Below are 18,811 nucleotides of genomic sequence, written 5' to 3' on the forward strand. Positions count from 1 at the left end.
GGGGCATGTGGATCAAATATCGACATCTCTTTCCAACCCGAGCGGGTCGAGTGCGCTCGTTGCTGCGATAACGTGGCTACAAGCAACGCTTCTCGGCACCGTTGCCAAGACAATTGCGGTGATCGCGGTCGGTTGTCTCGGTATGCTCCTGCTGTCGGGGCGCGTGCCGTATCGACGCGGCATGACGGTGCTGGCCGGTTGCTTCATCCTTTTCGGATCGGCGCGCATCGCGACGGGATTGCAGTCGGTGATAACCAGCAGCGACAGATTTTCGGGTTCGGTGGTCGTGGCGTCACCGCCTGTATGGGTTCCTCCAACCCCACCCCCTCCTGTTCCCGCCAACTACGATCCTTACGCCGGCGCTTCGGTTCCGCAACGGTGAGAACCCTTTCAGCACAGAATTCGAACGTCGAATTAAACCGGGAGAGTCGGCCAAGAGACGCACGTTGCGGAACGGCCACTCACATCCCAATGCCGATTCCCCTGCTCCGCCCCCGTCCGATCATGTCGGCAAGGCTCTGGCCGATGCTGCGCCCATCCGCTTCGGGCAGTCCGATCTGCGCTCGGCGATTGCGCAGGATCGATTCGACCTGCGGATCACGCTCCAGGCTTTTCGCCATGCCGATCATCTTGGTCTCGACCACCCGGATCTTGCTGTCCTCGTGGTTGCGTCGAAGCGCCTGACGCTGGCGCTCCAGCCCCTGCCAGCGCTGGACGAACACATCGGCACGCAGCGTCGGGCTCTCACGCATTTCCGCCTCCAGCTGCATCGCGCGGATTGTGGCGGTGGTTCGGCCGTGCGCGGACTCCTCGATCAGCCGATTGTCGTTTGCCATCGCGCTTTCGAGATCGTCGACAGCGTGCGGGCGAATGCTGTCGAGCGACCTCCGGCTGGCGACGAGTTCGGTCCTCTGTTCGTCGGTATAGGGGTCGCCAACGCTCTGCGCGAACCTCATCGCACGGACGATGCGGCCGTGACGCTCCACCGCTGCTGGCAGCACGGCGGCCGGGTCAGGCGCCCGCACCGGCGCGGGCGCGGCCAGATCGGGCGGTAGCCGGAGTTTCAGGCCAGCGAACATGTCGCGCTTCGGCGCAGGCTGCTGCTCCCGCGCTGGCGTCGGCAGCACGATCTGGCGCCGCGCCGCAAAGGCAGGTGCATAGTCCGACGCCATGTCCTTGGCGCGCTCGCGCGACAGCGTCGCCGCCAGCTTGCCGTGATCGGCAAAATCGTCGTGCCCGTAATGCAGTTCGACACTTTCGCGGTGGCGCGACAACGCGACATAGGCGGCATGGCGATCGAGCCCCGGCGTCGCCAGCACATGGACGTGGTCGACCGTTACCCCCTGGCTCTTGTGGACGGTGGCGGCATAGCCATGATCGAGCGCGGCATAGTCCTTCAGGTCGAACGCCACCGCGCGACCATTGTCGAGCAGCACCGCCATGCGCGTGGCGCTGACGCTCTCGATCCGCCCGAGCGATCCGTTCTTCACGCCAAGGCTGCGCTCGTTGCGACCGAACATCACCCGGTCGCCGGCCGCGAACTGCCGTTCGCCCTTCTCCACCTGCAAGGTGGCGTCGTCGCCAAGCTCCCCGTGACTACGCAGCCGTTCGCGCGCGGCCTGGTTGAGCGCTGCCACTTCGTCGTTGGTGTGGGTGAGGATGATCCGGCGCGCATCGGGCTGCAGGGTCCGTTCGCGGTCCCAGCGCTCGATCAGACGCCCACGCGCCTCGTCGCGCGTGTCCGCGGCGTGAATCGCACCATGGTCGCGATAGGCAGCGAGCGCTTCGCCGGTGCGCTCGGTGGCGAGCTGGCGCGTGGCGTGCCGCTGCCACTCGACCTTCTGCCGACGGATGTCGGTGATCTCGATGCTGCCATGGCGTTCCGCAATCGATCGGAACGCGGCGCCTGCTTCGATCGCCTGAAGCTGTTCGGGGTCGCCGACCAGCACGACTTTCGCGCCGCGCTTTTCGGCTTCGGCGATCACCCGCTCCATCTGCCGGGTGCCGATCATCCCGGCCTCGTCGATGACGAGAATGGATTTGTCGGTCAGCAGGTCGCGCTCCTGCCCCCATTGATGTTCGATGCTGGCGATCGTGCGCGACGCGATCCCCGATCCGCTCTCCAGATTTTCAGCCGCAATGCCCGACAGCGCGAGCCCCTGCACCTGATAGCCGGCGCTCTCCCATGCCTCGCGCGCGACGCCGAGCATCGCCGACTTGCCGGTGCCGGCATAGCCCAGCACCACGCCGATCGCTTGCGGCTTGGTCACATGATCGAACGCACTGCGCTGCTCGGTCGACAGCTCCAGCCCGCGCATCTCGGCACGCACCAGTGCGAGCTTGCGATGTTGCTCGGTCATGCCGTGGCGGCGGCTGGCTTCGAGCCGGATCGTCGCGCGTTCCAATCGCGCTTCGGTGTCGAGCATGTCGCGGCTGGTGAAGCGCTCGTCGCCGCGTCCGTCCTTGCCGAGCGCGACAAGGTCCGGCGCCGCGCGTACCGCCGCCATCACCTGGTCGAACTGCTCCTTGCCTTCACTATGGCGATGCACGAACATCGCCAGATCGCGGCGGGTAAAGGTTGCCTGGGTGCGCGTGATCGCGTCGAGCGCGATTGCGGGGTTGGCGAGCAGTTTCTCGCCATTGGTCCGCGCGATGGCATGGTGTTCTTCGAGCCGTTCGGAGGCCAGACCCTGCCCCGCCATCCGCGCGGCGGCGGGGCCGATCTTGTGCTGAGGCTCCAGCTCGATGCCTTGGGCTTCGAGCGACCGGTGATCGACGCGCGCATCGATATCGAGTTGGGCGAGCCTCGCGTTGACATGGCCTGCCCAGCGCTCGCGCCACTTTTCCAATAGGTCGGTGCGGTTCCAGTCGCGGTTCTTCGGGCCGAACCCGTCCGCGCCGACATTGCGCATCGTCAGCATGACATGCGCGTGCGGCTTCGCCATCCCATCCGCGCCGATATCCCAATGCAGATTGAGATCGGCGATCATGCCGCGATCGACAAACTCCGTGCGGACGAATTCGCGCGCGAGCGCGATGCCGTCCTCCCTCGATAGCTCGCGCGGGATCGCGAACTCGATCTCGCGGGCGATCTGCGCGTCGATCCGCTTCTCGGCGGCTTCGACTTCGTTCCACAGCTTTTCCCGGTCACCGAGGTGCTCGGGCGCGCCGTCGGGCAGCATCACTTCGGAGTGAACGACGCCCGCCTTATTCGAGAAATCATGATGGCGATCAAGCCGCTGGTCGTGGAGCCTTGACGCCGAGCGATAGGCGGCAGCGGCCAGCGCCGACGAGCCGTTGGCGCGGCTGATGATCTTGGCCGAGAAATGGTAAATCGCCATAGCGATCGCCCATCTACTACCAATCGAGCACGTCGGCACGACGTATAAGCGCGCCCTCGAAAGATTTCATCTATCTCGGGACTGGGTGATCCCAAGAGATTTCAGCGCATTGCGACTGATCGAACAGAGCGATATCTGGTCCGTCCTCACCAAGCAATTGAGGATGATCCGATGCGCAAACCTCGCGACTTCGATGCCGAACTAAAGGCGCTCAGCGACAAGGCCAAGCTGCTGCGCGACCGCAAGCTGGTCCAGCTCGGCGAGTTGGTCCTAGCCGCCGGTGCCGATGCGCTGCCGGTCGAGCAGCTCGCCGGCGCATTGCTCGCCGCGGCTCAATCCAGCGACACCTCGACAAAGGAGGCGTGGCGCAAGAGCGGCGCTGCGTTCTTTCAGCGGACGGCGCGCGGGGCTGCGCGTGGCGCTGGTCGCGGTGCGAGCGGCGATGCGGCGAGCGACGGCAGCGCGAAACCGAATCCTGCTGGCCCGCGCGCGGCATGACACGCGCGATTGGCAAGTGAAGCGCCGCGAACGAACGCGCCATCTGATCGAGCTTGGCGGTCTTGTTGCGAAGGCGGAACTGGTCGAGCTGACCGAGGATGACCGTGCCGTGATCTTCGGTCTGTTGCTGGAGGCGGCCGCGAAGCTGCGGAGCGACGACAGATGCGGGCAATTGGCGCTGTGGCGGCGACGAGGAAGGCGAGCATTTGCCGGCGACGAAACAGTCGAAGCGGCACGCCCTTTTGCGCCACGTTGAAGGGTTGGTGAGCAAGCCTCCTGGGTCAGTGCTTGAAACAGTGTTCGCGGTGCCAGGCAAGGAAGCTCGGATGCGGCCGGTCCGCCGATCTCGCGGGAGGCGTGGCCAAGCCGGTGCGATTGACGAGCGAGCGAATCCCCTCGGCATCGTTCGCTTGGCGACTGATCACGATTTCCAGCTCGTCGGTCAGGCTGATGAGGCCGCGGTCGAACATCCAATGGACCGTTCCTGACAAGGCCAAGCCGTTGTTGACGATGTCGGGGCCGCCGCGCTCCACCGGCCGGATATGGGCGGCTTCGACTTCGGCCCTGCCACCGCCATTGATGAGTTTCAGCCCGGTGATGGCACAGCGCGCGTCATAGGCGGTGACGACGCGGCGGCGGAACAGCCGGTCCCGCACCAGCCGGGAACCGAGGTAAGCGACCCGGTCCCGCGCGACTTCGTGCAGGAACGGCGTGCGTTCCTCGTGAACTACATTGTCGGTTTCGTCATCGACACGCGGCAGAAAGTCGTCCCTCTCCGCGGTGCCAAGATCGACGATGCGATTGAAATCGGTAATCGAGAGCGGCCGAACGGCCGACTGTGCCCGACCGGAGACTTTTCCCGCGTCGTTGAGCACACCGCGTTCCGCCAGACCGAGCGGACCGTTGAACGGCACGGGGTTAATAAAATCCAGATAGGTCCCCGGCTCGATCAGCGCCAGATACATATCCGGCGCCGTTGGATCGGGTACGACCTGGGCAACCTTCGCGGTGGCAAAATAGCCGCGCGTGCCGTGGATTTTGCTTGGCTCATAATAGATGATCCAGTCGCCGACACAGGCGCTCACGCGGCTGAGATATTGCGGCGGAAACTGATATCGCTCGGCCGGGCTGTCGTCGTAGATCGAATCCGATCGATGAATGAAAACGCCCTTGCCCATTCGTCGCGAATAGCCGGTCAGCGCGAGCGATGAAACCGGCTGTTGGAAGGCGCTCAGCCAGCGTCGCGTGCGGTCGCTTCCAACTGGGCAATTCGCTCGGCGCAGATGACATGCACGACGCGGCCCAGTTCCTCGACGTGCTCGCCGAGCCAGACCAGCTCTTCCTCGCTGATCCGGTAGTGCTTCGAATAGCGCGCCTTCACATAGGCTTCCTTGAGTTTTTCGAACATGCCGCGCTGCTTGCGGTTGTCATTAGGCCAGACGTGCACGAGACGAATATCAAGCCGTTCGGCCTGTGCGCGTAGGAATCCCAGATTGTGAACGTGAGGGGTGTAGAATTCCACCACGAGAAGGACGCAATGCAGAAGGCTTTCCGTTGCTTGGTGCAACAGGAAGGCTGCCTTTTTCCAGTCTCCTTCCTGCATGTAGAAGCGATAACCTTTTAGAAAACTAGCTGCACTGGGTATCCACTCCTCGAAATACTCCCTCGCCATATCCAATGCCGCGTGCGGCGTCTTCGGCTTGGGCTGGTGCAGTTCACTGTCGTCGCTCTGGTAGAGCGCGATGCCGTCGCGAGCGATGTCCATGAAGAAATAGCGCCCGTGCGCCAGCCCGTCGTTCACCTCCTGCAGGGTGTGGACGATGAAATTGACCGGGGTGCGCAGCGTCCTGGTGACCGCGAGCTCGCGATTGAGCCGGTCCTCGGCGGTGGACCAGAACTCGACGCGGTCGGTGAGCTTGTCGTGGTTGACGATGATCAGCAGATCGAAGTCCGATTGATAGCCCTTGGCGGTGTGCGGCTCGTCCACCCAACCGCCCCGCGCATGGGAGCCGTAGAGGATGACCTTGAGGACGCGCGCCTGCTTCTTCCAGTCCGAGGTCGCAATGGCGACCGCGTCGCCGAACTCCTCGAACAGGATTTGGACGATACGCTCCAGCTCGCGCTGCTTGGCCCGGGGAAGATGGTCGAGGTCGGTACGCATGTCGGGTGATCCTATCCGAGCAATCGCGCAAAGCGAAGCCTCGCGGGGCCTTGCCCCGCGAGGCCAGTCTTTCACCAGAAGCGCCACCAGCATTTGGCCTTCCCATCGAGACGCCGTATCAAGTTCAGCAGCGCTTCGGCGAACAGGCGTTCGACTTCGGCAACGGTGAGGCCGGTTCGCTGTGCGATCTCCTCATAGCCGAGATCGTCGAAGCGGATCGCGCAGAAGATTTCGCGCTGGCACCGGGGCAATTTGCGGATCGCCTGTGCGAGCCGTTTCAGTCGTTTGGGGTCGGGATGCTCGGTCATGGGACATCTCCCACAAGGGCTGGGGAGCTGGCGGCCTTGCGGCCGCCAGCATCGGGATCACGCTGCCTGCCGAAGCGGCAGCGGCTCGGGCGTGACGGCGAGGCTCGCCACCTTCCCGGCGCGAGCGACGGTCGCGACACCGCCACGTTCGGTGTAAGCGCTTGGCGGAAATGTCATCCAGCGCGGAACCCAGCCCGCCACCTTGGCGCGTCCGTTCTCGCCGGTCAGGCAGTCGCGGACGATCTGGCGCTTGACCTTGCCCGTCGCGGCTTCGTTCGCGGCTGCGACGCTCTCGCCCGCCACGTCGGACAGCACCGCCCCGAGCACTTCGCGGTCGCGGATCAGGTCGAGCAAGGCGTCATCGGGCTGCCAGACCTTCGCCATGTCGGTGCCGAGCATCGGCCCGAGCACCTCGATCAGCGCGCTCCCTGCTTCCAAAGTCTCGCCCATGACGATGGCGACCACGTCGAACAGCGCCGGGTCGGGAAGTTGTAGCAAGCGGACGAACAGCCCTGCCAGCCCATGCTCGCCGTCATCGCCGCCGATGACTGTCGGCGCCTCGGGATCGAACCCGAGCAGCGCCAGCACTGCGCGCCGCTTCTCGTCGAAGATGGCTTCCGATGCGCATCCCTCGACGCTCTCCGCAATCACATCGCTGGCGGTACGCTGCGCCTCGGCGCGGACGTTCCAAAGCGGCGAGCCGACGATGACATGTGCCACCATGAGCCGCAGCGCGACCGAGGGCTGGTCGGCAAGTCCCGCCCTCACCGCCGCATGCCGGTGCAGATCGACATAGTTCTGGATCGGCACGCTGATCTCGGGACGGACCGGCTTCTCGACGGGGTCGGCCTGCCCCCGTTTCCGCGCTTCCTTGAGCGTCACATAGCCCTCGTGGATCGCCACATCGCCGCGACTGCTCACCGCGATGAACACCTTGCCGCCCTTGCGCTTGGGGGTGCGCTCATGCTCCCAGCTGTGGAACGCTTCGCCGGTCGGCATCACGATCACGTCGGACCATCCCGCTTCGCGATACGCCTCGGCCTTGGCCTCAATGGCAGCGGTCTGCGCGGTCCAGAACGCCGATGCATCGGCAAAGTAGCGCTCGTCGCCGAACAGATCGGACACGATCTCGCCCGTATAGTCCGCAACATCGAACAGCGCGGCGCTCACCGGGATCGACGCGCCGCCGAACAGCCACCCCTTCAATGCCTGCCCGCTCGGGCAATAGGCGGTCTCGTCGTCGAGCAATGCCAGCCAGTCGCGCTGCCGCGCCTTCGATGCGAGGGTCAGATGCCGAACGGTGGCCGCATCGATCCGCCCCAGCCGATAGAGCGAACGGATACGCGGGAGCAAATTGCCGAGTGCCAGCGTCCGCTTCACTTGCAGCTCGGTCAGCCCGAAGGTGAGCGCGATATCCTCCGGGGTCCGCCCTTCGCGGACCAGCCGGGTGAAGCTCTCCCACCGCGTCACTTCGTCCGGGTCCAGCCGAGCGATGTTCTCGATCAGCGAGGCTTCGAGCGCTGCCGCATCGTCCCCCGCCTCCATGACCGCGCACGGCAGCGGTTCGATCTCGCCACCCTCGGACGCGACCGCCAGCGCCGCATGATAGCGCCGCTTGCCCGCCACGATCTCGTAGCTGCCTGGGCTTCCTCCTTCGGCAAGCTCAGGACAGGATTTTGCCCGCACGATCAGCGGCACGAGCACGCCGCGCGCCCGCACTGACGGCAGAATGTTGGCGATGTCCAGGGTCTTGCCCTTGGCCCGCATGTTCACAGGCGACACGGACAGATGGGCGATGTCGATATGTTTGAGTTCCATGGTTCTCACTCCTTCAAAACACCGCACCCGGCGCCGGAATGGCGGGGGAGCGGCAGGAGCGGACCGGCAGGCCCGTCGGCACAGGCAGGCTGCACCCAACGGGCTGCAACGCAGTGGAAGGCCTGAGCGCAGCTCAGGTTGCGGCCTGCCGCGACGGGCCTAAGGGACAGCGACGCTCCCCCGCCAGATCGACGCCGGAGGCGCAAACGCCATCGCGCCCAAAGCGCGATGACCGCCGGATCGATCGCACGCGAGCGATCCTTCGTCAGAGATCGTCACCCCCCCGGGGCGTGCGCCGTTGTGGCGCGAAGAAGAAAGGAGAGTTCGAATGAACTGAGCTTATTGGCATAGCTCATGCCTGACCGACTTACCGGTGCTGGTGATGAACCGGCTGAGATTCCGAAAGGAAAACGGGACCATAGCATGTCGGGGTACGGATCGAAGTTGGGCGCCGCAGCCTGACGGTTGACCAGCAGGCAAGGCGCGCATGGTGAAGACTTGATTGTTTGAATCCCAGTTTCCAACGACCACTAGGTAGGTGACGGTGAACGCGGCTGACACACCGTCTCGAGCGGAGCGAGGAGCACGGCCCTGCAAATCGCTGCCAGTCCGCCCGGCGTGGCCCCGGTAAGGGGATTAAGGAAACGAACGGGGCACCTAAACGCGCCGCGACTCCTCACTCGCGCAACTGCGGGATCGCCTAAACAGGACGGCTTGCCGGACCTGCATGGCGACGGAGCCGTCATAGTAGTCAAATGCCCGGTGTAATGGCCGGGACAACCGCCGAGAGGCGGACGGGACAGCGGTATAAGCGGGAGCGATCCTTGTCGAAATCCGCGCGCCCGGGCGAAGGACGGCAGTTCTGTAAACTCGATGGATCAACGGAAAGGAACTGCTGATGCAGACCGCTACTATCCTGAGACGGATCGAGAAGCTTCCGGCCCTGTCGCGGGCGGGCAAGCGGATCAATGGTCTCCACCGCCTCATGCGGTCCCGCTGCTTATATGAGCGGGCTTATGACAGGGTATCCCGAAACCGGGGTGCCATGACGCCGGGAGTAGACGGCCAGACCTTCGACGGCATGACGCTGGCGAGGCTGGATCGTCTGACCCAAGGCGTGGCGGAAGGCCGTTACCGCCCTCGTCCAGTGCGGCGGGTCTATATCCCCAAGGGTAATGGTAAAATGCGCCCATTGGGCATTCCTACGGCGGATGATCGCATCGTTCAGGAGGCGGCGAGAATGATCCTCGCGGCGATCTATGAGCCTGTGTTCTCGAAACACAGTCATGGGTTTCGCGCGGGTCGCTCCTGCCACACGGCTCTCGAAGAGATCCGCAGAACCTGGACGGGCGCGAAATGGCTGATCGAAGTGGATGTTCGCGGGTTCTTCGACAACATCGACCATGATATCCTGCTCAGCCTATTGGCCCGCCGGATCGATGATCCTGTGTTCATTGATCTGATCGGGACGATGCTCAAGGCCGGGTGCATGGACGAATGGAAGTTCGAGCGGACCTATAGCGGCACTCCACAGGGCGGGGTCATCTCGCCCTTGCTTGCCAACATCTATCTTCATGAGCTTGACTTGTTCATGGAGGAAATGCGGGCTCGCTTCGACAAGGGCGTCAAACGGCGGGCCAATCCCGCATATGTTGTCCAAAGCCAGAAAATCGCCGCACTTCGCAAGGAGATCGATGCAATCCGTGCCGTTGGCGCGGATGAGGCAGAGGTCCGAACCCGTCTTGCTCGGATCGAAGCCATCAATCGGGATCGACGGAAGATATCATCCGTTGATCAAATGGACCCCAACTTCCGCCGCCTGCGCTATTGCCGTTATGCCGATGACTTCCTCGTCGGCGTGATCGGCAGCAAGGCGGATGCCGTTCGGATCATGGCCGACATACAGCACTTCCTTGCTGATCGGCTCAATCTGACGGTATCACCGGAGAAAACCGGGGTTCGCGATGCATCGAGGGGATCGCCGTTCCTTGGCTTCCACGTATGCGCCTTCACGCTGCGCTCTCCCGGAACAATGGCGGGGCGACAGGCGGTCGGCGGCGGGATGCGACGCATCCTTCGTCGGCCAACGCGGGGGAATATCAAGCTGTGGGTGCCGAGGGATCGGGTCTATGCGTTCTGCAGGCGCAAAAAGCTCGGCAACCTCGACATGAGGAATGGCCGGGTGCGTCCGCAACTCATGGAATCCAGTTTGGCGGAGATTATCGTTGCCTATAACTCAGAGTTCCGGGGCTTCGCGAACTATTATGCGATCGCCGATGGCGTGAAAGCGTCACTCGACAAGTTGGAGCTGGTCATGCTCAGGAGCCTCTTTGCGACTGTAGCATGCCGGCGACGCTCGACGAGGCGGCAGGCCGAGGAATATCTGAAGATGGGGTCGGATCACGGTGTTATCACCGTGGTTCGGGGCGAGCCGCGCGTCCATAAGGTGTGGAAACTGAAGCATCTGATCGTGAAGACGTGGGATAACCCCCTCGTCGACTCCATCACGGTAGGCTCTCGCCTTGCGCAGAGCCCGAACGATCTGGTCACGCGCCTGAGTGCCGAGCAATGCGAGGCATGCGGCGACACCGATGGTCCGTTCGAGATGCATCATCCCAATCGCCTGAAAGATAAGCGACGCGACCAACTGACGCCTTGGGTACAATCGGCACGACGGCGCAGGACAGTCGTCCTGTGCCACAAATGTCATGTTGCGCATCACGGTGGCCGGATGCCTGTCAGAATGGAGAGCCGTGTGCATTGAAAGGTGCAAGCACGGTTCGGGGGGAGGCGCTGGGGCGTCCTCGAAAGAGGCGTCTCGCGTCTACCCTACCGAGACGCCAAAGGCGACTCGGTGGCGCACAGCGCCATAGAGCTCGACCGCACGCCCGCGCGGGACGGCACAAGCCCTATTGCTCCCTGACTTTATGGGGGCTGTTCGGGCCGGTCTGGTGCAGCCCGGTACATCTCGGCCCCGCCCCCCTTGTCCAGCGCCCACGCCATCTCAATCCTGATCGCCATTGGATCACACGCGAACGAGGATCATGCCATGACCACCGATGCCCCCGACCGCATTCTCCGCCTCAATACCGTGCTCGACCGCACCGGCCTCAGCCGCTCCACCCTGTATCGCAAGGTCGACCAAGGGACCTTTCCCCCTCAGGTCCGCATCGCCGCTCGCTGCGTGGGATGGCGCGAATCGGCGATTTCCGATTGGCTGCACAATCCGATGTTTTACAGCGTCGAGGATAAAGCCTGATCGAGACGTTGCACGGGGCTTCAAGCGGACAAAATCATTGCGTTGGGCATGGGTGCCTGTCGCTTGCCTTCGAAACTGCACGGCCCGTATCGTCATCCGAGTGAACGCGTTGCTGGAACAATCGGCACGACGCAAGCCACATCGATCATAGCCGGAGGGGTGTCGGCACGATGGTCGCCGGATGTGCAAGGAAATCGACAAGACGCTACAGCCGCACCTGCCCGGCGACGAGTTGCTCTACGGGCAGCAGCCCTTGGATCAATAGCTCCGCCCATTCGATCGCCAACTCACGCCTGCGCGGCATATAAAGTGCGCGATTATAGGCCATCTCCGAGGCGGATAACCCTTTCGGTCTGTGCGCGAGCATCGCATCAATTATGGCACGGTCATCCGGGCGCTTCAAAGTGATCGCGCGCTCATTCATGATCGTAGAAAACGTCGCTCGCCATCCATGCGGAACATGCCGACCGCTGTAGCCATTGCGGAAATACATATAACCGATCGCATTTTCCGACATCGGCATTCGCGTGGATCTGATGCTCGGAAAGAGAAAATCGATCCTGCCCGTCAGGGGTCGCAGCGCGCGTAAAAGCTCCACGACCTGAGGCGGTAGCGGAACTAGATGCTCAAGCGCGTCCTCTTCCTTGTCCTGTAATTCCAGCTTCATCCGGTCAGGCGGGATCCTCCAGACGGCATCGATTGCCGGGGAAGTGGGCTCGTCCCAGCCTATCCCTTCGAATTCTACCCACTTCGCGGCGCGGACGACCCCTGGGCGAACGGCGGTCAGCGCAAGCAAGCGCGACGCAATCTTGGTTAAAGGACTCGAAGTGGACTGCTCCATATCTGCAAGAAGTTGCCGAGCATCCTCGATGGTTCGTAACGCAGGCTGCTTTCCTTTTTTGCCGATCGGTTTCAGCGCCCGACCGATCGTCGCAGCCGGATCAATATCGACGAGACTCTCGGCCATCCCATAGCAAAAAACAGCAGAAACGTGCTGCCGAATTCTTTTTGCCGAGTCGATCGCGCCGCGAGCTTCAACCTTCCGAAGCATGGCGAGCACGGTTGGACCGTCGATATCGATTAGGGGCAGCGCTCCAATGGCAGGAAATACATCGCGCTTGAATGCTTGGATAACTTTCTTTGCCTGGACGGGTGACCAACGCGCCCGCTGATCGTCGTGCCATTGGGTCGCCACACGCTCAAATGTTGCGCCCGCCGCCGCGTGAGCGGCCATCTTTCGCTTGCGATCTTCCAGAGCAGGGTCGCGATGTTCGCGCAGCAAGGCGCGCGCTCGATCACGTTCTGCACGGGCTTTCGAAAGCGACACTTCAGGGTATGGGCCGAAGACGAGCCGCTTCTCCTTGTCGGCAAAGCGATATTTCAATCGCCAGGATTTGAAGCCTGTTCGGGTCACATACAGGTAGAGGCCACCGGAGTCGGCCAGCTTATAATCTTTCTCGCGTGGTGCAGCTTTTCGCACCTGCAGATCGGTGAGTGACACGATGCCCCCTCCTCGTCGGTCAGTGCCCCCGAAATGCCCCCAGCCCAATTGCGCTTCAAGGGGAGTACATCGGAAGCGGTGGAACCAATGAATCCCAGAATTCCGAGGATTCTGCAAGGGGGTGAGACCCCGTGGCATCTCTTGAAAGGGTAAGATGGTGGGCGATGACGGGCTCGAACCGCCGACATTCTCGGTGTAAACGAGACGCTCTACCAACTGAGCTAATCGCCCGCGAACCCGCTTGCGGGAACGAAGAAGCGCCCTGTGCCATCACCCGGCCGACACTGCAAGCCTCCGCACCCACGCCGCCTTATGATTACGCAATGGCAGCGCCGATCCGTTGCACCGCCCCGACATAAGCGCGCATCGCCGTACTCGCGCGGGCGGACAGCGCCATATAGGCGCGGCGGCGATCGAAGGGGTCGGGCTGACGCTCGAACAGCCCGGCATCGGTGAGTTTGGCGATCCAGCGCAACGCGGTGGTCGGCGCAACGGCGGCGGCGATGCAGAGGCTGGAGACCGAGACCTGCGACCGCTCCAGCTCGGCGGCGAAGAGATCGAGCAGCATGTCCCATGCCGGGTCCTCGAACAGGCCGCCCGCAAAATGCTGGTCGCGCAAGCGCCGCGCGCGAATCGCATCGCGAATCTCGCGCGCGGTGATATCGGGTGCGGCTGCCGCGCTTGGAGCCGGGCCGCGATAGCGCATGCCATGCTCGCCGACATAGCCCGCCTCCCGCGCGGACTCGCGTCCGGACTCGCTCAACGTCGGATCGGCTACATCCCCCGCCAACCGCGCCAGCGTCTCGGCGATTCGCGCGACCTGCTCGTGCAATTGCCGCAATCGCTCGGCTTCAGCCTCACGGCCACTATCGCGGACCCCGCCAGCGCCGCCGCCCGCGACGATCACGGCAGCGACATATTCGGCCATCGTCGGCGCGCATAACAGCTCGATCCCGGGGGCCGCGAGCGCCGCCGAAATGCTGTCGATCTGCTCGAAATCGAGCACGATGATGACCCGTTGGCCCCCGCCCCGGGCGAACGCGTCGAGCAAGGGCAGGACCACCGCAAGCTCCGCCTCGCCCACTCCGCGGGCGTCCGCCACGACAATTCCCGCCGATCCCGGCTGATTGAGGCGCTCGGTGGCACCGCGCCAGTCGGTCCACGCCCGGCTCCCGCCGCGAACGGCGTCGAACACCTCCTCCACAGCCGCGCGGTGCCGCTCTTCTACGATCGCCAGAATATCCGGGGTCCGGTGCCAATCCGCGCTGGTTGGGAACGTTCCCCCGGTCGCTCGTCCATCGTCGCCCATCGCTGCCGCTCCGCTACGCCGGGCTAGCGCCGCGGCTAAGTACGCAAATTACGTATTACCCGCACAGCGGAACAGCGAAAGCCGACCCATTTCGGGGGAAAAGCCCGGCCAAAGCTGCGTATTTGCGTAACTTTGCTCCGTAACGGAGCAAAGCCTCAGCGCTCATTCGTAGACGGCAGCGATGTCGGCAAAGTCATCCTCGCGCAATCCGGTCGCCGCCGCGCCCGCAACACCCGCCGCCAGCGTGATCCAGAGCGTCATCAGCACCGCACCGAGCACCCAGCCCAATATGGTCAGGACGGTAATCGCCCCGAATTGCTGCTCCATCTGGTGCCGCTGTGCGGCCTGCACCGCCTCGGGGCGGAAGCCGCCCTGTGCCATCTCCGCAATGTAGCTGCCCTGGGTAATAGCAAGCACCACCACCGAGACCACGGTCACGATCAGCCCGACCACGAAATAGGCCCCGAACAGCGTCCAGAACCGTCCCTTGGTCAGGTTCCACGATTCGCCGATCATGATCTTGCCGCGCTGCATCGTCAGCGCGAAGGCGAGCGAGAAGCGCACATAGAAGAAGATCAGCACCGCAAACACGATCAAACCAAGAAGGACGAACACCGGCACCGCCGCTGCGCGCGCCGCAACCGCCACCACACCGCCGATCACGCCAATCACCAGCGCCAGCAGCACGTACAGCAGGAAGAAGCCGACCGAGAGCACCAGCGCCACCAGCACCATACGCACTTCGTCCATGCCGAGACGCAGATAGGCAAAGCCGCTTTCCGCCGGGCGGACAGCGGCGCGCAACGCGGCTGTGTACAGCACCAGCAGGCCGATCATCAGCAGCAGGTACAGGCCGAACATCTGGCTCATCCCCGCCATCATCAGCGCGGGATCAGGGGCAGCGCCTGCTGCCTGCGCCGCCAGCGTCCCGGCCATGATCGGCCGGAGCGCCAAAACCACAGCAACGTTCATCACCAGATACAGACCAGCCCAAACCGCCACCGCACCGATCCGCTCCCGGATCAAGCGAAAGCCACCGCCGATAATATCGCCAACCGTCACCATCGCCCAAACCCCCGTTCGCGTTTCAGATCAAAAGCTTGGCGGAAGGATGCTGCCTTAGTCCAGCGATTTGACGATCTCTTCGACCATCTTCTTGGCGTCGCCCAGCAGCATCATGGTGTTGTCCATGTAGAACACGTCATTGTCGACGCCGGCATAGCCGACCCCTCCCATCGAGCGCTTGATGAACAACACCGTCTTGGCCTTGCCCACGTCGAGCACGGGCATGCCGTAGATCGGCGAGGTCTTGTCGGTCTTGGCTGCCGGATTGGTCACGTCGTTCGCGCCGATCACGAAGGCGACATCGGTCTGCGCGAATTCGCTGTTAATGTCCTCCAGCTCGAACACATCGTCATAGGGCACGTTTGCTTCGGCCAGCAGCACGTTCATGTGGCCCGGCATACGCCCGGCCACGGGATGGATCGCATATTTCACGCGCACGCCATGCGCCTTCAATTTGTCGCCCATTTCGCGCAACGCATGCTGCGCCTGGCTGACCGCCATGCCGTAACCCGGCACGATGATGACCTGTTCGGCCTGTTCGAGCAGGAAGGCGGCGTCCTCGGCCGATCCGCGCTTCCACGGCCGCTGTTCCTTGGGCGCGCCGCCCGCCGTCGCGGTTTCGCCGCCAAAGCCGCCCGCGATCACGCTGAGGAAGCTGCGGTTCATCGCCTTGCACATGATGTAGCTGAGGATCGCGCCCGACGATCCGACCAGCGCGCCGGTGATGATCATCGCGGTGTTGTGCAGCGTGAAGCCCATCGCCGCCGCCGCCCAGCCCGAATAGGAGTTGAGCATCGACACCACGACCGGCATGTCCGCCCCGCCGATCGGCACGATCAGCAGGAAGCCGATTGCGAAGCTGAGCACGGTGATCGTCCAGAATACCCACGCGCTCTGGTCGATGGTGAAATAGCCGACCAGCCCCAGGATCGCGGCGAGCACGCCGAGGTTGATCACATGCCGCCCCGGCAACAGGATCGGCGCGCCGCCCATATTGCCGTTGAGTTTCAGGAAGGCGATGACCGAGCCGGAGAAAGTGATCGCGCCGATCGCGACGCCGAGGCCCATTTCGATGCGGCTTTGCGGGAAGATCAGGCCATCCACGGCAATGCCGAACGCGCCCGGATTGAGGAACGCCGCGCATGCCACCAGCACCGCTGCCAGGCCGACCAGCGAGTGGAAGGCGGCGACAAGCTGCGGCATGTCGGTCATCGCGATCTTGCGCGCCGTGGTGATGCCGATCGCCGCGCCGATGCCGATTGCTGCGAGGATTTCGATCAATGTCAGGCCGTCAACGTGCGCGATGAAGCCCAATTGACCGAAGTCTTGATAATCTTTGAAAGGCACATGCGTCACCAGCGTCGTCACCACCGCAATGGTCATGCCGATGATGCCCATGCGGTTGCCGCGCTGGCTCGTCGCCGGGCTGGACAGCCCGCGCAGCGCGAGGATGAAGCACACCCCCGCGACGAGGTAAGCGAGCGATGCCCAGGGATTGACCGTTATCTGTTCCACTTGCCTTCAACCCCTTACCGTCACCCCGGCCTTGTGCCGGGGTCCACCGCGCCATCAGCCCCGGCGTCAGTGGATGAGTGGACCCCGGCATAAAGCCGGGGTGACGAAATCAATGTTTGGCGGCCGCGCTCGGCACCTTCTTCTTGTACATGGCCAGCATCCGCGCGGTGACGGCAAAGCCACCGAAGATGTTGACGCTCGCCAGCACCACCGCGAGCAGCCCGAGCCATTTCGACGTCGCCCCGCCCTCACCGATCCCGGCCGCCGCCGCGGCGATCAGCGCCCCAACGATAATGACCGAGGAAATCGCATTGGTCACCGCCATCAAGGGCGTGTGTAGGGCGGGGGTGACCGACCACACGACATAATAGCCGACGAAACAGGCCATCACGAAGATCGAAAGGATCGAGATAAAGTCCATATGCTGTCCTTAATCCTCCCCGGCACGGGGAGGGGGACCATTTGCCACTTCCGGCAAATGGTGGAGGGGGCGTGCCACAAACGCAACGATCGCATCCGCAGCGGCGTCAGGATCCGCAAGCACGCGCTGTGCCGAAACATGCACGACGCGAAGGCCATTTTCCCGAAGAAACGCATCGCGCGCCGCATCGCGATCCGGCCGACCGGCGCGATTATGCGCTTCGCCGTCGATCTCGACGACGGTCGTCACCGCCGGGCAGTAAAAATCCACGACATACGGCCCAACCGGATGCTGCCGCCGAAACTTCAGCCCCGTTTGCTGCCCCCGCAACCGCTGCCATAGCAACGCCTCCGGCAGGCTAAGGTCACGCCGCAATTTTCTGGCAATGGCCACTTCCGGGCGGACCACGCGCGGCACGCCCCCTCCACCGTTCGCTGAATGCGCACGGTCCCCCTCCCCGTTCCGGGGAGGATCGGAGGGCGTCAGCCCGTTCACCCCAACAACCGCGCGTTGACGATCTTGCCGCCCTGCGTCAGCCGGATCGCATCGCCGATCTCGGCATCGAGCACGGGCTTGCCCGCCTCCTTGTCCCAGAAGGCGCTGAGGAAATTGAACAAATTGCGCGAGAACAAGGCCGAGGCATCCGCCGCCAGCCGCGACGCGACGTTGCGGTGGCCGACGATCGACACGCCGTTCACCACCACGGTCTCGCCCGCCACCGCGCCTTCGACATTGCCGCCGCTTTCGACCGCGAGATCGACGATCACCGACCCCGGCCGCATGCTCGCCACCTGCGCCGCCGAAATCAGCCGTGGCGCGGGGCGCCCCGGGATCAGCGCGGTCGTGATGACAATGTCCTGCTTGGCGATGTGCGACGACACCAATTCGGCCTGCGCCGCCTGATATTCGGGGCTCATCTCACCGGCATAACCGCCCGAGCCTTCGCCCTCGATCCCCGCGACGCTTTCAACGAAAACGGGCTTGGCCCCAAGCGACAGGATCTGCTCCTTGGTGGCCGAGCGCACATCGGTCGCAGAGACCTGCGCGCCCAGGCGCCGTGCGGTGGCGATCGCCTGCAATCCGGCAACACCCACGCCCATCACGAACACGCGCGCGGCAGAAACGGTGCCCGCCGCCGTCATCATCATCGGAAAGGCGCGGCCATAGACGCCGGCTGCATCGAGCACCGCTTTGTAGCCTGCGAGATTCGACTGCGACGACAGGATATCCATCGATTGCGCGCGGGTGATGCGCGGCATGAATTCCATCGCCAGCGCTTCGAGGCCCGCTGCGGCATAGCCATCGATCCGCGCGCGGTCCGCAAAGGGGTTGAGCGCGGCGACCAGCCATGCGCCCGGAGCGACACCGCTCAGCGTATCGGCGGCAGGCCCCTGCACGCCCAGCACGATTTCGGCCCCCGCCAGCGTGGCCGCGCGGTCGGCAACGCTTGCGCCCGCTGCGGCATAATCGGCATCGGCGATCGAGGCGGTCAGCCCCGCGCCACTTTCGACCGCGACGCTCGCGCCGAGCGCGATGAATTTTTTGACGGTTTCCGGAGTGGCGGCAACGCGGCGCTCGCCCTCGGCGGTTTCACGCAGGACAGCGATCTTCACGC

Annotated in this window: 17 protein-coding genes and 1 tRNA gene; 5 read left to right on the plus strand and 13 right to left on the minus strand. The window is 63.7% G+C overall.

Features of this window, described 5'->3' with window-relative positions; translation table 11 throughout:
* Positions 1 to 7: 7 nt before the first annotated feature.
* A complete protein-coding gene (locus ACP7BY_RS13665) occupies positions 8 to 382 on the plus strand; it encodes a TrbC/VirB2 family protein (RefSeq protein ID WP_231565215.1) in 375 nt (124 codons plus the stop codon).
* A 79-nt stretch (positions 383 to 461) separates the two neighbouring features.
* Here ACP7BY_RS13665 and traA read toward each other — a convergent pair whose 3' ends face one another.
* A complete protein-coding gene (gene traA / locus ACP7BY_RS13670; RefSeq protein ID WP_033965821.1) occupies positions 462 to 3,341 on the minus strand; it encodes a Ti-type conjugative transfer relaxase TraA in 2,880 nt (959 codons plus the stop codon).
* A 171-nt stretch (positions 3,342 to 3,512) separates the two neighbouring features.
* Here traA and ACP7BY_RS13675 point away from each other — a divergent pair, with 171 nt between their 5' ends.
* Both ACP7BY_RS13675 and ACP7BY_RS13680 read left to right on the plus strand, forming a co-directional pair.
* Entirely contained in the window at positions 3,513 to 3,839 is a 327-nt protein-coding gene (locus ACP7BY_RS13675; protein ID WP_033965823.1) for a conjugal transfer protein TraD, read from the plus strand.
* A 16-nt stretch (positions 3,840 to 3,855) separates the two neighbouring features.
* Positions 3,856 to 4,095, plus strand: a complete 240-nt coding sequence (locus ACP7BY_RS13680) for a conjugal transfer protein TraD (protein WP_033965824.1) — start codon at positions 3,856 to 3,858, stop codon at positions 4,093 to 4,095.
* A 25-nt stretch (positions 4,096 to 4,120) separates the two neighbouring features.
* Here the strand turns inward: ACP7BY_RS13680 and ACP7BY_RS13685 are convergent, their stop codons facing one another.
* The 4 genes from ACP7BY_RS13685 to ACP7BY_RS13700 form a co-directional block, all read right to left on the minus strand.
* Positions 4,121 to 5,017: an HNH endonuclease gene (locus ACP7BY_RS13685; RefSeq protein ID WP_033965825.1), complete on the minus strand. Its 897-nt coding sequence runs from the start codon at positions 5,015 to 5,017 to the stop codon at positions 4,121 to 4,123.
* Positions 5,018 to 5,070: 53 nt separating this feature from the next.
* Entirely contained in the window at positions 5,071 to 6,000 is a 930-nt protein-coding gene (locus ACP7BY_RS13690; protein WP_033965826.1) for a nucleotidyltransferase and HEPN domain-containing protein, read from the minus strand.
* Between the two features lie 71 nt (positions 6,001 to 6,071).
* On the minus strand, positions 6,072 to 6,308 hold the full coding sequence (locus ACP7BY_RS13695) for an RNA polymerase sigma factor (RefSeq protein WP_033965827.1): 237 nt from the start codon (positions 6,306 to 6,308) through the stop codon (positions 6,072 to 6,074).
* A gap of 57 nt (positions 6,309 to 6,365) precedes the next feature.
* Positions 6,366 to 8,126 carry a ParB/RepB/Spo0J family partition protein gene (locus tag ACP7BY_RS13700; RefSeq protein ID WP_033965828.1) on the minus strand — a complete coding sequence of 587 codons (1,761 nt, stop codon included), beginning with the start codon at positions 8,124 to 8,126 and terminating at the stop codon, positions 6,366 to 6,368.
* Between the two features lie 898 nt (positions 8,127 to 9,024).
* Here ACP7BY_RS13700 and ACP7BY_RS13705 point away from each other — a divergent pair.
* Together ACP7BY_RS13705 and ACP7BY_RS13710 are read left to right on the plus strand one after the other, a co-directional pair.
* Positions 9,025 to 10,890, plus strand: a complete 1,866-nt coding sequence (locus ACP7BY_RS13705) for a reverse transcriptase/maturase family protein (protein WP_046408784.1) — start codon at positions 9,025 to 9,027, stop codon at positions 10,888 to 10,890.
* 285 nt (positions 10,891 to 11,175) lie between these two features.
* A complete protein-coding gene (locus tag ACP7BY_RS13710) occupies positions 11,176 to 11,385 on the plus strand; it encodes a helix-turn-helix transcriptional regulator (RefSeq protein ID WP_033965829.1) in 210 nt (69 codons plus the stop codon).
* A gap of 205 nt (positions 11,386 to 11,590) precedes the next feature.
* Here the strand turns inward: ACP7BY_RS13710 and ACP7BY_RS13715 are convergent, their stop codons facing one another.
* From ACP7BY_RS13715 to ACP7BY_RS13750, 8 genes are all read right to left on the minus strand, one after another.
* On the minus strand, positions 11,591 to 12,886 hold the full coding sequence (locus tag ACP7BY_RS13715; protein WP_033965830.1) for a tyrosine-type recombinase/integrase: 1,296 nt from the start codon (positions 12,884 to 12,886) through the stop codon (positions 11,591 to 11,593).
* A 155-nt stretch (positions 12,887 to 13,041) separates the two neighbouring features.
* Positions 13,042 to 13,117: transfer RNA gene (locus ACP7BY_RS13720), tRNA-Val, on the minus strand.
* An 85-nt stretch (positions 13,118 to 13,202) separates the two neighbouring features.
* On the minus strand, positions 13,203 to 14,195 hold the full coding sequence (locus ACP7BY_RS13725; protein ID WP_137902444.1) for a MarR family winged helix-turn-helix transcriptional regulator: 993 nt from the start codon (positions 14,193 to 14,195) through the stop codon (positions 13,203 to 13,205).
* Between the two features lie 162 nt (positions 14,196 to 14,357).
* Complete coding sequence (locus tag ACP7BY_RS13730) at positions 14,358 to 15,260, minus strand: hypothetical protein (RefSeq protein WP_033965832.1); 903 nt, start codon at positions 15,258 to 15,260, stop codon at positions 14,358 to 14,360.
* A gap of 54 nt (positions 15,261 to 15,314) precedes the next feature.
* Positions 15,315 to 16,775, minus strand: coding sequence for an NAD(P)(+) transhydrogenase (Re/Si-specific) subunit beta (locus tag ACP7BY_RS13735; RefSeq protein ID WP_033965834.1), 1,461 nt, complete (start codon positions 16,773 to 16,775; stop codon positions 15,315 to 15,317).
* Between the two features lie 109 nt (positions 16,776 to 16,884).
* Positions 16,885 to 17,196, minus strand: a complete 312-nt coding sequence (locus ACP7BY_RS13740; RefSeq protein ID WP_033965836.1) for an NAD(P) transhydrogenase subunit alpha — start codon at positions 17,194 to 17,196, stop codon at positions 16,885 to 16,887.
* 9 nt (positions 17,197 to 17,205) lie between these two features.
* Entirely contained in the window at positions 17,206 to 17,613 is a 408-nt protein-coding gene (locus tag ACP7BY_RS13745; RefSeq protein ID WP_249340803.1) for an endonuclease domain-containing protein, read from the minus strand.
* A 74-nt stretch (positions 17,614 to 17,687) separates the two neighbouring features.
* Positions 17,688 to 18,809 (minus strand): NAD(P) transhydrogenase subunit alpha, encoded by a 1,122-nt coding sequence (locus tag ACP7BY_RS13750; RefSeq protein WP_033965838.1) that lies wholly within the window; start codon positions 18,807 to 18,809, stop codon positions 17,688 to 17,690.
* Positions 18,810 to 18,811 lie beyond the last annotated feature (2 nt).

Origin of the sequence: Sphingomonas sp. PSPC2-2 (assembly GCF_049897725.1) — a bacterium.
GTDB lineage: Bacteria > Pseudomonadota > Alphaproteobacteria > Sphingomonadales > Sphingomonadaceae > Sphingomonas.

Bases quoted from the DNA above. Each gene is read 5' to 3' on its own strand.
- traA (WP_033965821.1), bottom strand. From the start codon at position 3,341: ATGGCGATTTACCATTTCTCGGCCAAGATCATCAGCCGCGCCAACGGC.
- ACP7BY_RS13675 (WP_033965823.1), top strand. From the start codon at position 3,513: ATGCGCAAACCTCGCGACTTCGATGCCGAACTAAAGGCGCTCAGCGAC.
- ACP7BY_RS13685 (WP_033965825.1), bottom strand. From the start codon at position 5,017: ATGGGCAAGGGCGTTTTCATTCATCGATCGGATTCGATCTACGACGAC.
- ACP7BY_RS13690 (WP_033965826.1), bottom strand. From the start codon at position 6,000: ATGCGTACCGACCTCGACCATCTTCCCCGGGCCAAGCAGCGCGAGCTG.
- ACP7BY_RS13695 (WP_033965827.1), bottom strand. From the start codon at position 6,308: ATGACCGAGCATCCCGACCCCAAACGACTGAAACGGCTCGCACAGGCG.
- ACP7BY_RS13700 (WP_033965828.1), bottom strand. From the start codon at position 8,126: ATGGAACTCAAACATATCGACATCGCCCATCTGTCCGTGTCGCCTGTG.
- ACP7BY_RS13705 (WP_046408784.1), top strand. From the start codon at position 9,025: ATGCAGACCGCTACTATCCTGAGACGGATCGAGAAGCTTCCGGCCCTG.
- ACP7BY_RS13710 (WP_033965829.1), top strand. From the start codon at position 11,176: ATGACCACCGATGCCCCCGACCGCATTCTCCGCCTCAATACCGTGCTC.
- ACP7BY_RS13725 (WP_137902444.1), bottom strand. From the start codon at position 14,195: ATGGGCGACGATGGACGAGCGACCGGGGGAACGTTCCCAACCAGCGCG.
- ACP7BY_RS13730 (WP_033965832.1), bottom strand. From the start codon at position 15,260: ATGGTGACGGTTGGCGATATTATCGGCGGTGGCTTTCGCTTGATCCGG.
- ACP7BY_RS13740 (WP_033965836.1), bottom strand. From the start codon at position 17,196: ATGGACTTTATCTCGATCCTTTCGATCTTCGTGATGGCCTGTTTCGTC.